This window comes from Mycobacterium sp. E183, from assembly GCF_001667735.1.
Taxonomy (GTDB): domain Bacteria; phylum Actinomycetota; class Actinomycetes; order Mycobacteriales; family Mycobacteriaceae; genus Mycobacterium.
Genome location: NZ_LZJN01000150.1, coordinates 26,393 through 38,613, shown reverse-complemented (window position 1 = coordinate 38,613; position 12,221 = coordinate 26,393). Strand labels below are relative to the sequence as shown.

General features: G+C 67.9%; 13 protein-coding genes. 9 read left to right on the top strand and 4 right to left on the bottom strand.

Annotation, left to right across the window (positions count from 1 at the left end):
• Window positions 1-33: 33 nt before the first annotated feature.
• The 6 genes from A5691_RS17080 to A5691_RS17055 all read left to right on the top strand — a co-directional run bounded on the left by A5691_RS17080 (window position 34) and on the right by A5691_RS17055 (window position 4,866).
• Window positions 34-831: an alpha/beta hydrolase gene (locus A5691_RS17080; RefSeq protein ID WP_068266712.1), complete on the top strand. Its 798-nt coding sequence runs from the start codon at window positions 34-36 to the stop codon at window positions 829-831.
• Between the two features lie 7 nt (window positions 832-838).
• Complete coding sequence (locus A5691_RS17075) at window positions 839-1,621, top strand: SDR family NAD(P)-dependent oxidoreductase (protein WP_067751385.1); 783 nt, start codon at window positions 839-841, stop codon at window positions 1,619-1,621.
• Complete coding sequence (locus A5691_RS17070; RefSeq protein ID WP_067891446.1) at window positions 1,618-2,487, top strand: LLM class F420-dependent oxidoreductase; 870 nt, start codon at window positions 1,618-1,620, stop codon at window positions 2,485-2,487. The genes A5691_RS17075 and A5691_RS17070 overlap by 4 nt, the downstream gene beginning before the upstream one ends.
• On the top strand, window positions 2,487-3,218 hold the full coding sequence (locus tag A5691_RS17065; RefSeq protein WP_067891457.1) for a hypothetical protein: 732 nt from the start codon (window positions 2,487-2,489) through the stop codon (window positions 3,216-3,218). The genes A5691_RS17070 and A5691_RS17065 overlap by 1 nt, the downstream gene beginning before the upstream one ends.
• 83 nt (window positions 3,219-3,301) lie before the next feature.
• A complete protein-coding gene (locus tag A5691_RS17060; protein ID WP_067751390.1) occupies window positions 3,302-3,796 on the top strand; it encodes a lipoprotein LpqH in 495 nt (164 codons plus the stop codon).
• An 83-nt stretch (window positions 3,797-3,879) separates the two neighbouring features.
• Window positions 3,880-4,866, top strand: coding sequence for an alpha/beta fold hydrolase (locus tag A5691_RS17055; protein ID WP_067891460.1), 987 nt, complete (start codon window positions 3,880-3,882; stop codon window positions 4,864-4,866).
• An 85-nt stretch (window positions 4,867-4,951) separates the two neighbouring features.
• Here A5691_RS17055 and A5691_RS17050 read toward each other — a convergent pair whose 3' ends face one another.
• Together A5691_RS17050 and A5691_RS17045 are read right to left on the bottom strand one after the other, a co-directional pair.
• Window positions 4,952-6,154: a cytochrome P450 gene (locus tag A5691_RS17050; protein ID WP_067751391.1), complete on the bottom strand. Its 1,203-nt coding sequence runs from the start codon at window positions 6,152-6,154 to the stop codon at window positions 4,952-4,954.
• 16 nt (window positions 6,155-6,170) lie between these two features.
• Window positions 6,171-6,824 carry a TetR/AcrR family transcriptional regulator gene (locus A5691_RS17045; protein ID WP_068266709.1) on the bottom strand — a complete coding sequence of 218 codons (654 nt, stop codon included), beginning with the start codon at window positions 6,822-6,824 and terminating at the stop codon, window positions 6,171-6,173.
• A 191-nt stretch (window positions 6,825-7,015) separates the two neighbouring features.
• On the opposite strand from A5691_RS17045, the gene A5691_RS17040 reads away from it, so the two are divergent.
• Entirely contained in the window at window positions 7,016-7,801 is a 786-nt protein-coding gene (locus A5691_RS17040) for a spirocyclase AveC family protein (RefSeq protein ID WP_067782114.1), read from the top strand.
• Between the two features lie 86 nt (window positions 7,802-7,887).
• Here A5691_RS17040 and A5691_RS17035 read toward each other — a convergent pair whose 3' ends face one another.
• Window positions 7,888-8,862 (bottom strand): LLM class flavin-dependent oxidoreductase, encoded by a 975-nt coding sequence (locus tag A5691_RS17035; RefSeq protein ID WP_067782111.1) that lies wholly within the window; start codon window positions 8,860-8,862, stop codon window positions 7,888-7,890.
• A gap of 279 nt (window positions 8,863-9,141) precedes the next feature.
• Between A5691_RS17035 and A5691_RS17030 the strand changes: the two genes are divergently transcribed.
• Together A5691_RS17030 and A5691_RS17025 are read left to right on the top strand one after the other, a co-directional pair.
• Window positions 9,142-10,236 carry a dihydrodipicolinate reductase gene (locus A5691_RS17030; RefSeq protein ID WP_067891449.1) on the top strand — a complete coding sequence of 365 codons (1,095 nt, stop codon included), beginning with the start codon at window positions 9,142-9,144 and terminating at the stop codon, window positions 10,234-10,236.
• 66 nt (window positions 10,237-10,302) lie between these two features.
• Window positions 10,303-11,445 carry a MalY/PatB family protein gene (locus A5691_RS17025; RefSeq protein ID WP_369827098.1) on the top strand — a complete coding sequence of 381 codons (1,143 nt, stop codon included), beginning with the start codon at window positions 10,303-10,305 and terminating at the stop codon, window positions 11,443-11,445.
• Here A5691_RS17025 and A5691_RS17020 read toward each other — a convergent pair.
• Entirely contained in the window at window positions 11,442-12,170 is a 729-nt protein-coding gene (locus tag A5691_RS17020; RefSeq protein WP_067891454.1) for a DUF2652 domain-containing protein, read from the bottom strand. The two genes, A5691_RS17025 and A5691_RS17020, sit on opposite strands and share 4 nt — an antisense overlap.
• Between the last annotated feature and the right edge of the window lie 51 nt (window positions 12,171-12,221).

Here is a 12,221-nt window from a genome sequence, read left to right as displayed (position 1 = left end):
CCGGGGGGCGCGGCCCGACGAGGAGTCACGCTCATGCTCGAAGTGATCGAGAGAAGGCCGGGCGGCGAATCCCACAAGCCGCCGGTGCTGTTCGTGCACGGCGCCTGGCATGGCGCCTGGTGTTGGGACGAGCATTTCCTGGAGTTCTTCGCGGACAAGGGCCACCGAGCGCTGGCCGTCAGCCTGCGCGGTCACGGAAAGAGCCCGGCGCCCAAATCGATGCGGCTCTGCTCGATCGCCGACTTCGTCGCCGACGCCGCCGCCGTCGCCGACGGCCTGCCCGAACGGCCGGTGGTGGTCGGCCACTCGCTGGGCGGCTTCGTGGTGCAAAAGTATCTGGAATCGCACGACGCGGCCGCCGCCGTGTTGCTCGCCTCCGCGCCCCCGAGCGGCATCCTGGGATTCTTGGCCCGCCGATTGAAGCGACACCCGTGGTACACAGCCAGCGGCCTGGCGATGACCAAGTCGCTGCGGGGTGTCGGCGCCACACCGGAATTGGCCCGCGAAACCTTCTTCTCCCGGTCGCATTCCGAAGCCGACGTGGCGCGCTATACCGAAAAACTCTGCGAGGAGTACGCCCTGAAGATCGCGATCGACATGCTGTGGCACGACCTGCCCAGGCCGCGGCTGGTCACCACCCCACTGCTCGTGCTCGGGGCCCAGGACGACGTCTGCTTCACACCGCGGGAAGTGCGGGAAACCGCGGCCGCCTACCACACCGAGGCCGAAATCTTCCCTAAGATGAGCCACGACATGATGCTCGACCCAGGGTGGCTCGCCGTCGCCGAACGTATCCACGCGTGGCTCGAAACACGGGTGCCCGCACGATGACTGCGCGATGAGGGGCCGGCTCGACGGGAAGGTCGCGATCATCACCGGGGCGAGCACCGGCCTCGGACCCGTGCTCGGTTCGGTGTTCGTGCGGGAGGGCGCCCGGGTGCTGTTGGCCGCGCGGCGCGAAGAGCTCGTGCGCGAGGCCGCCCGCGCGGCCGGGCCCGGAGCCATCGCGATGCGCGCCGACGTCACCGACGAGCGTGCCGTCGCGGCCATGGTGGCGCGGGCCGTCGACGAATTCGGCCATGTCGACATCCTGTGCAACAACGCCGCCGCGCCCGGAGAGGACCGGTGGATCTGGGAGCAGACCCTGGACAACTGGAACGCCACGATCGCCATCGACGTCACCGCGGCGATGCTGTGCACCCGGGAAGTGCTCAACCAGTCGATGCTGGCGCGCCGTCGCGGCGTGATCCTCAACTTCTCCTCCACGGCAGGCTATTCCGGCGTCGTCCGCAAGAGCCACTACGTCACCGCCAAGGCGTCGCTGCGGGCCTTCACCAAGGCGGTGGCGCTGGAGGTTGGGCCACACGGCATCCGGTGCAATTGCATCGTCCCCGGGGCCATCGACACCGAGCTATGGCGTCGGTGGGTGCAACGCACCGCCGACGAGCAGGGGGTGGACGTCGCCGCCCAGCGCGCGAAGGCGCTCAAAGGGGTTGCGCTGCAGGATATCTCCACCACCGAGGATGTCGCCAACCTGGCGTTGTTCCTGGCCAGCGACGAAAGCCGCACCATCACCGGCCAATCGATCCCGGTCGATGCCGGAGGGTACATGCAGGGATGAGCCCACAACTCTCGGTGGCCACGCCCGTGGTGACCATGTTTCCCAAGGCCAGCGGCGACTGGGAGAAACACGCCTCCATCGAGGAGCTGGCCCGCATCGCCGAGACGGCGGATCGGCTCGGCTACCACCACCTGACCTGCAGCGAGCACATCGCGCTGCCCGCGGCCGAGATGGGCCGCCGCGGCGCCCGCTACTGGGATCCGCTGGCCACATTCGGCTACCTGGCCGCGTGCACCCGGCGAATCCGGTTGGCCACCAACGTCCTGGTGCTCGGGTACCACCATCCGCTCGAGATCGCCAAGCGTTACGGCACTTTGGACAAAGTCAGCAACGGCAGGCTCATCCTCGGTGTCGGAGTGGGCAGCCTCAAAGAAGAGTTCGACCTTCTCGGCGCGCCCTTTGACGACCGCGGGCCGCGCGGTGACGACGCCCTCAAGGCGCTGCGCGCGTCGCTGTCGGTCCCGGAACCCACCTACCGTGGCGAGTTCTATGCCTTCGACGGCATGGTCGTGGACCCGTGCGCGGTGCAGCAGCATGTCCCGATCTGGGTGGGCGGCCGCACGTTGCGATCGCTGCGCCGCGCCGCGACGCTGGCCGACGGCTGGGCGCCCTTCAGCGTGGGACTGCCACAGGCGCGAGACTGGTTGGGCCGCATCGAGCTTCGTCCGGGATTCGAGATCGTCCTGCCCCCACCGGCACCGCTGGACCCGATCAACGAGCCGCAGCGCACCCGCGACGCCATCGGGGAAGCCGCCGCACACGGCGCCACGATCGTGCCCGCCGTCTTCCGGCACACCTCGCTGCAGCATTATCTGGACCAATTGCAGGCGCTCGCCGAGCTGCATGATCCCGGCGGCTCCGCGTGATACGCGTCCGGGCAGGCGTATTCAGCCTCACCGCCGCCGCGCCGGCCGACGACGACGGCAGCTACCTGCGTTGGCACCTGCTGGATCACATGCCGGAGCAGTATCAGCTACCCGGGATCGTGTACGGGTTGCGTTGGATCGCCGACGGCGACTACCCGCAGCACCGCCTGGCCGGAAACGGCCCCTTGGCCGAGATCGCCAACGCGGTGCACTACCTGGTCGGTGACCCCGTCGAGCAGACCTTTGACGACTTCGTCACGCTCGGTCGCGCGTTGCGCGAAAACGGCCGGTTCCCCGTCGTCCGGCCGTCGCTGCAAGTCGCCGGGCTGCGCCTGCTGCAGTGGCAATCTGCACCGCATGCGCTCATCTCCGCGGAGGTGGTGCCGTTTCGGCCGCACCGCGGCGTCGTCCTCATCGTCGAAGAACCCGTCGACGGGCGCCGCCCGGACGGCTGGCTGCAATGGCTGCACGCCGAGCACCATCCGGCGCTGCTCGCCACGCCGGGCACGGCCGGCGCGTGGACGTTCGGGTCGAGCACCGGCTGGAGCCACCTACCGCGAGGGTGGAGCACGGAGTTCCAGTACATCACCGTCGTCTACCTCGACGCCGACCCGCTGACCACCACCGCCGCATTGGCGCCCAGCATCGAGGACCGGTGGCGATCGGGTGCCGTGCGGCCCTCGTTCGCCGGACCGCTCCGCAGCATGGTCAATTGGGAAGCCTGGCGATAAACCCATCGGTTGACTGGTCGCCAGGGAAAAGAGACCTTCCCGCAATGAAGAGGCCCTATAGTCCTGGCTGCAAAGGAGGTGAGATGACGAATCGGTACGTCTTCGTGGCCGCCGGAATCGCGCTGGCGGCCGGGATGTCCGGCTGTTCCGGCAAGGAAAGCCATCCCGCACCGACCCCGAGTTCGACTCCCGCTGCGGTCACCACGACCGTCATGATCGACGGGAACAAGCACACGATGACCGCGCGGGTCGAATGCAGCAGTTCGGCGGCGCAACCGAACGCGTCTCCCCCGGAATCGGGGGATCTCACCACCCGGATCGGCGTGCACGACGACACGGCGTCGGTCTCGCTGGCCGTCTCGGACGAGAACCCGCCCATGGTCGACGGATTCGCGCTGTCGCTCACGCTGTCCGGCGGCCAGTACCAACTCCCCTATCAGGCCACCAAGTCGGCAACCCAGGTCCAGGCGACCAAGCAGGGCAAGAGTTACACGATCACCGGGACCGGCGAGGCGTCGACCCCGGGCCAAAGCGGCACGCGCCCGGTGACTTTCGGGGTGCACGTGACCTGCCCGTGAGCGCGGCGCGGCGGACCCGGTCTTCGTCCCCTTCCGCAAGCGGAGTGGTTGTCTACCGCGACCGCCTCTGCGATGCTGGCAGCTTGGACATCTTCGCGGAGTGGCAAAGCGGCGGCACGGAGCTGCGCTGGCGGTCGACCACCGCCGCCAACGACGGGCACGAGGTCGCGGTGTTCAGCCGCCGTTGCGGCACACCCGGCGCGCCCGCGCTGGTGCTCGTGCACGGCTTCCCAACGTCGAGCATCGACTTCTTCGCGCTGGCGCGCGAGCTGGGCTCGGAGTTCGACATCTACCTGCTGGACTTCCCGGGCTACGGCCTGTCCGACAAACCGGCTGAGCCGTACGCGTATTCGCTCTACGACGACGCGCGTCTGCTCGTGTACGCGATCACCCAGGTGTGGAACCTCACCGACTACCGCATGCTCACCCATGACCGCGGCAGCAGCGTCGGCATGATCGCCGTGGAGATGCTGGCGGCCCTCGATCCGCCGGCCGTACCGGTCGACCTCATCGTGACGAATGCCAACATCTACCTGCCGCTGTCGAACCTCACCGTCTTCCAGACCGCGTTGCTCGATCCCGCGACCGGGCGGCAAACCGCGGCGGCGACGACGCCGGACATGCTGGCCGCCGGAATGGGCGCCAGCACCTTCATGCCGCGGCGAACGCTGGACGACCCCGAGATCGCCGCGTTGGCGAAGTGCTTCGCCCACAACGACGGAATCCGCGTGCTGCCCGACACCATTCAATACCTCAACGAGCGCGCCGCTGACGAAACCGGTTGGCTGGAAGCGCTTTCCAAGCGCCCGATCAACACCACCGTGGTATGGGGGTTGCACGATAACGTCGCGCCGCTGCGCGTTCCCAACCATGTGTGGCAGACGTATCTGAAGACCAAGCCCGGCCGCAACCGCTACTGGGTGGTGCCCGGCGCCGACCACTACCTGCAATGCGACGCCCCCGGCCCGCTCGCCGAGATCGTCCGTCTCACCGCCCGGGGCGGGGACATCCCGCTGCAGACGCTCGGCAACGAGCCCGACGGCGCGGTGCTGATCGACCAAAGCGCTTAACTTCGCCCCCCGAGTCTGCGCCTAGCCGCACGTTCGAGCTCGAGTGTGCGGCTGGCCGCGCACTCGCACCGGAGAGACCAGCGCTTCAGCCCGTGACGACGGGCAGCCGCGCCCAGCCGCGCACACTCGCGGTGTGCGCCCGCTGGGCGTTGGCGTAGTCGACCTCCCAGTCGGGCCAGCGCTTGAGGACCTCTTCGAGAGCTACCCGGCCTTCCATCCGGGCCAGCGCAGAGCCCAGGCAGAAGTGCAGGCCCTGCCCGAAGCTCAGGTGGGCGCCCTGGCGGTGGATGTCGTAGCGATCCGGGTCGTCGAAGTGGCGATCGTCGCGGTTGGCGGAACCGTTGAGCAGCAACATGTATGAGCCTTCGGGCACGACGGTGCCGTAGAGTTCGGCGTCCCGGGCGACGTACCGGGCCTGCACCGGCGACGGCGGTTCGTAGCGCAGGGTCTCCTCGACCGCGCCGGGAATCAGCGCCGGGTTCGCCACCAGTTCGCGGCGCTGATCCGGATGATCCGACAGCAGCTGCCCCATGTAGCCGATCAGCCGCGCGGTCGTCTCGTTCCCCGCGCCGGCGATCATGGCCGTGTAGGCCAGCACCTCGGTTCGCGACAACGGCCGCCGCGTGCCGTCGGGCTCGTCGACCTCGGCCCGCAGCAGATCGGTCATCAGATCGTCGGACGGGTGATCGGCGCGCCACTCGATGTACTCGGCGAACAGGGCGATGCTCTCCTCGAAAAGCTTCGCATTCACCGCGGCGGGGTCGCGCTCGTCAGACAACTCGATGTACGCCCCGCCGCGATCGCGAATCTTCTCCTGGTCCTGTTCGGGGATGCCCAGCAGGTACCCGATCGTCCGCATCGGCATCATCGCCCCGAGGTCGGCGATGAAATCGAAGCCGCCGGCGCCGACCAGCGGATCCAGCTCCCGCACACAGAATCCGCGCACCAGGTCCTCGACGGCCAGCATGCGCCGCGGCGTGAACACCCGCGACAGCAGGCGGCGGTGCAGGTCGTGCAGCGGCGGATCCTCGAACAACAGAATTCCCGGGGGCACTTCGATATTGGCGAACAGGATGTCGGCCGTGGTTCCGCGACCGGAGCGGTACGTTTGCCAGTTCGGCAGTTCGCGCGCCACGTCCTCGTAGCGGCTCAGCGCGTAGAAGTTGTATTTCTCGTTGTAGTAGAGCGGCGCTTCGTCGCGCATGCGCTTCCACACCGGGTACGGGTTGTCGTCGATGTCGGAATCGAACGGGTCGTAGTACAAGTCGACCACGCTGGTGCCTGACATTCTGGAATCCCTTCGCTCAGTCGTTTCGGTGCAGGAAGCCGTGCAGGATTGCCTGAACCAGTTCTTCGACGATCACCTCTCGCGACGGCGGCCTGGCGCCGAAATAGGTGGACCGCAACGCGGCCATGCCGGCGATCATCGCGACGGTCGAGTGGGCGGGCAGGTCGGGATGGTCGGACCGCAGGCCCCGCAGGTGCATGCCCTCGGCGCTGATCTGACCGAGCGCCCGGATCGCCTGCCTGATCTCCGCGATGCCGGCGTCGGCCTTCTCCTCCTCACTCAGCGCCTCCGAGGCCATCAGCGTCAACAGCAGGCCCTGGTGTTCGACGAACACGTCGTAGAGCTGCCCGACGAAGTGCCGCGCCAACTCCTTCTCGTCGGTCTCCTCCGGGACCACCGACTGCCAGGTCTTGCCGAACTCGTCGACGAAGGTGGTGAAGGGCAGGACGAGCGCCTCCCGGAACAGCGCCGCCTTCGAACCGAAGTGCCGAAACAGCAGGTGCTCGGTAACCCCTGCGGCCTGGGCGATTTCACGCGTCGTCGTGCTTCGGTAGTCCTGGCGGGCGAAGCGGGCCCGCGCCGCGTCGAGCAGCAACCCCCGCGGTGCGCCGCGGGGCCTGCTCGTCGCCGCGGCCGACGCGCCGCGCTTCGTGGGTGGCCGCTGGGGCACGATCGTCGCTCCTGTCCGGGTGGTTGACTGCCTTTAGGATAGTGTGCACTATCTAAAGAGTCGAGCGTTGAAAGGGGTGCGAGCGTGGGCGCCGTGATCATGCTGGGCACGTTGTTCGGGTTGATCGCCCTGATCTTCGGGCTGGTGCTGCGCTTCGACCCGCAGGCACGCCGGACCCCGGGGAACGACCGGTGAGCTCCCAGATGACGCCCGTGATGCAGGCGGCCAGCGACTTCGCCCTCGTCGGCGGCATCACGTTCACCGCGCTCGGCGTGTTCTTGAGCGTTCGCCGGCGCCGCCTGCACCCGCTCCTGCTGCTGTGCATCTCGGCGATCTCGTTCTCGTGGATCGAGGCGCCATACGACTGGGCGATGTACGCGCAGTTCCCGCCGGCCATCCCGCGCATGCCATCCTGGTGGCCGCTGAACGTGACGTGGGGCGGGCTGCCCCTGTTCGTTCCGGTCGGCTACATCTCCTACTTCGTGCTGCCGGCTGTGACGGGCACGGCGCTCGGGCGGTGGCTGAGCGCGCGGTTTGGGTGGCGAAGGCCGCCAACCCTTTTGGTGGTGGGACTGATCGTCGGCTTCTGCTGGGCGCTCTTCTTCAACGGGTTCCTGGGCGCCAAGCTCGGCGTGTTCTATTACGGCAGGGTGATTCCGGGGCTGGCCATCCGCGAGGGGACCGTGCATCAGTACCCGCTCTACGACTCCCTCGCGATGGCGATCCAGATGATGGTCTTCACCTATCTGCTCGGCCGCACCGACTCGCAGGGACGCAACGTCATCGAGATGTGGGCCGCCAACCGGTCGAAGAGCCGCCTCGCATCTTCGCTGCTGTCCGTCGCCGCCGTGATCGTCATCGGCAACCTGCTCTACGGCGCGGTTTTCGCGCCGCACCTGGTGACGAAGCTGGGCGGGTGGGTGACCGCGGGGCCGACGGAACAGCTGTTCCCGGGCGTGCCGAACCAACCCGCATAGAAATCCGCGCGCCCAGCGTGGGGTTGTCGGGCCGAAATGCGCGAATTCGGCTCAACAACTCGACGTTCGGATCCGGCTCGGGGAAGTCAGCCAAGCGCCTCGGGAAGCACGACGTCGCCCACGCGCTTCAGATACTGCCACGCGATCTCGGGCGGCAGCCCGCCGCACAGCGGCGACAGGTTGAGCACCTGCCCGGCACGGACTCGCGAAACAGCTTCTGGCACAGAGATAATCACGTGCGACTTCCCCGTCTCGCGCAGCTGGTCGACGGTGTCCACGTGGGAGAAACCGGCCGTCGTCTCGTCCCCTGGATTCCAGGCGGCGTAGGTGCGCACGTCGTGCAACAGGTGATCGCCGATCTCCTTCCACGCCTGGTCCACGTCGTCGGCGACGAACACCACCGAAGGGGTGTCGCGGCTGGGAAACATCGTCGGCCCCGGTGTATGGCCGTGTTCGCGGCACGCCTCCTCGTAGGCCTCCTGCATGCCCGGGGCGTTGGCGTTGCCGAGCATGCCCAGTCCGTACCTGCCGGCCCGACGCGCGGCGGCCAACGTTCCCCCGCCCCACATCATCGACGGACCGCCCTCGGTGAGTGGCGCCGGTGTCACCGCGATCCGGCGGCCGCCGTCGTCAACCGTTTCGCCCGCGAGCAGCCGGCGCAACAGTCCCAGCTTTTCGTCCGCGAGCCGGCCGCGCTTGCGGATTTCCAGCCCGAAGTGCTCGAACTCCTCGGGCCGGTACCCGAGGGCAAGCGTGTACGACGCGCGACCGCCGCTGACGAGGTCGAGGACCGTCATGTCCTCGGCCAACCGCACCGGGTCGTAGAACGGCAGAATCAGGATCAGGTTCATCGGCAACCGCTCGGTGCGCGCCGCGATGGCCGGCGCCAGCATCAGCGGCGACGGCAAATAGCCGTCCTCCGAGCCGTGGTGCTCGCACAGGACAGCGGCCAGAGCACCGTGTTCCTCGGCCCAGGCACACATTTCGGGCACCGCGGCGTACAGCGCGGCGGGTGGAGCCCCCCACGACGGGGCACGCATATCGAAGCGCAGTGTGTACACGGCAAACTCCTCGCTGGCCGAATCCGTTGCGACGTACGTTACACGTCTAGTCGAAGGCGTAAAGCGGAGCATGACCGCGATGCCCACCGAACTGAGTAGGCCGGGGCAGCGTAACCTAAGATTTGTTCTTTAAGATAGTGTGCGCTCTCTTAAACCCTTGACCGCGCGGCCCCGCGCTGTTAGCTTCCGAATCGAACGTTGAGCGATAGCAGCCGGCCGCCGGCGTAAGGGCAACGGCCGCCTCAGCTTTCACCACACACCCGCCACGAGGAGGACGGCATGACGGCTCACCGCGTGGTGGTGTGGGCGACGGGCGGCATCGGGTCGATCGCCATCCGGACCATTCAGCGTCGCCCAAACCTGGACTTGGTCGGTGTGTGGGTGCACTCGCCGGAGAAGGACGGCAAGGACGCCGGCGAACTCGCCAACGGCGAGCCGATCGGTCTGACCGCCACCACCGACGCGGACGCACTGATCGCGCTGAAGCCCGATTGCGTCATCTACGCCGCCAGCGGCCCGGAGCGCGACGCGCTGGCCATCCCCGACTACGTCCGGCTACTCGAGGCCGGCATCAACGTCGTCACGACCAGCACCACGCGGCTGGTCAACCCGCACGCCTACGAACCCGCGGAATGGCGCGACCAGCTGGTGGCCGCGGCCAAGCACGGCCAGGTTTCGCTGTACGCGTCGGGGATCGAACCCGGCTTCGCCGCCGACTACCTGCCGCTGGTGTTGTCCACCCAGTCGTCGTCCATCGAGAAGATCCACGCATTCGAGATCGGTCTGTACGACGACTACGGCGTCCCCGACATCATGAGCGACGCATTGGGTTTCGGCCGGCCGCTCGACTACCAGCCGTGGATCGGGTTTCCGGGGGCGATCGCCGGCGAATGGCAGGGACAGATCCGGTTGGTCGCCGACGCACTCGGCGTCGAGGTGCAGGAGGTCCGCGAATATTTCGACCGCGCGGTCACCGACCGGACGCTGGAGGTCGCCATGGGCACCGTCGAGGCGGGGACCTGTGGCGCGCTGCGCATGCGGGCGATCGGCGTGGTCGACGGCCGCGAGGCCATCGTCATCGAGCACGTCACCCGGCTGGCCCACGACGTCGCCCCGGACTGGCCGACCGGCATCGGGGACCTGTCCTATCGGGTGCTGATCAGCGGCGACCCCGACATCGATTGCACCTTGGCGGCGACGCTCAAAGACCCGCGCAAGGCCGGGGTGGCGGGGATGACGTCGGGCGCCGGCGCCATGGTCGCCACCGCCATGCGCGTGGTCAACGCCGTGCCGTATGTCGTTGCCGCAGAACCCGGGCTGCTGAGTTCGGTCGACCTGCCCCTCACGATTCCAAAGCACGCGTTCGCCACTTAGTCTGCCCGAGTGACGTTTAACCCACTCGAGGAACTCACGCTGCCACAGCTCCGGGAGCGCACCAGCATGAAGTGGCGCGCGCACCCGGACGACGTGCTGCCGCTGTGGGTCGCCGAGATGGACGTCAACCTCGCCCCGACGGTGGCCGACGCCCTGCGGCGGGCCATCGACATCGGTGACACCGGATACCCGTGCGGCACCGCGTTCGCCGAAGCGGTCAGCGAATTCGCCTCGCGCCGTTGGCAATGGCACGACCTGGAGGTCGGCCGCACGGCGATCGTCCCGGACGTCATGCTCGGTGCCGTCGAGGTGCTGCGCTTGGTCACGGGCCGTGGCGATGCCGTCATCGTCAACCCGCCGGTGTATGCGCCGTTCTACGCGTTCGTGTCGCACGACGGCCGCAGGATCGTCGAGGCGCCGCTGGGCGCCGGGGGCCGGATCGATCTGGACGTGTTGGCGGAAGCCTTCGCGCGCGCCCGCGCGGGGGGCGGCAGGGCGGCGTACCTGTTGTGCAATCCGCACAACCCCACCGGGACGGTGCACACGGCCGACGAACTCGGCGCGGTCGCCGAGCTGGCCCGCCGGTTCGATGTCCGGGTGGTGTCGGACGAGATTCACTCGCCCGTCGTCTTGCCCGGCGCCCGGTTCACCCCATTCCTGACGGTGCCCGGAACCGAGAACGCCTTCGCCCTGATGTCCGCCTCCAAGGCCTGGAACCTGTCCGGTCTCAAGGCGGCGCTGGCCATCGCCGGACCGGAGGCGGTCGCGGACCTGCACCGGATGCCCGAGGAGGTCAGCCACGGGCCGAGCCACTTCGGCGTCATCGCCCACGCCGAAGCGTTCCGAACCGGCGACGATTGGCTCGACGCACTGCTGCGCGGCCTGGATGAAAACCGAACGCTGCTCGGCGATCTGGTCACCCAGCACCTGCCGGGCGTGAAATGCCAATGGCCGCAAGGGACTTACCTCGCCTGGCTGGATTGCCGGAAGCTCGGATTCGTCGAAGAATCCGCCGCGGGTCTGGCGGTGGTCGCCGACCTGTCCGGGGCCGCCCGGTGGTTCCTCGACCACGCTCGGGTGGCGCTCAGTTCCGGCCACGTCTTCGGAACCGGCGGCGCCGGCCATGTCCGATTGAACTTCGCGACCTCGCGGGCCATTCTGACCGAGGCCGTTTCGCGGATGGGCCGGGCGCTCGCCGACGCCCGCTAGGCGGGGATCTCCTCGGCGCCGCGGCCCAGGTTGCGGAAGCCCTCGGCGGGCTCCTTCAAGCCAAGCACGAACGGCAGCGAGCTCAGCTCGAGTTTCATCGTCGCCCCGACCCGCCGAAAGAAGCCGGACTCGGGCTGTGCGAGGGAAACCTGCGAGGTCGCGAGGTCGATGTAGTGCGTCGGCGTCTCCCCGATGTCGTCGAAGATGTGGGTCAGCGGTTTGCACTGGGAGCGCACCGATTCGTCGAGGCAGGCCGCGACGGAATCGGTCATCAGCACGTATTCGACCACGGGGACCATGTTTTTCAGCATGCGATGCACCAGGATGACGTCGAAGCCGGCGAGCTCCACGTGGCGCTTCACCCGTTGTTCGGCCACCTCACCCTGATGGACCACGAATTTCAGCGAGAGGTTATCCAACTGCGCGCAACTCGCGCACTCGCAGGCGAGGTCCTTCTTGAAGCGCTCGCGCCGCGCGATGAACGCCTCCCGCATCCGGGACAGCCGGTCACACACCAGCACTTTGGCGTCGCCGTCGGGCGCCCAGAAGAAGGCGGCGTCACCCTCGAGCTTCGCCAGCTTCAGCCCCCTGCCTGCGTCGATCACCGACTCCAGCAGGCCCGCCACCGTCAACTGCGCATGGGCTAGGTGCGTTCGGTTCCATTGCATGTAGTGGGTGTAACCGCTGATGTCCGCGATGACGAGGACCGCGCGCCGAATCGCCATGAACAAGCCAGTTTAATGTCCACACGACGTCTAGCCCAATGAAATCTCCCA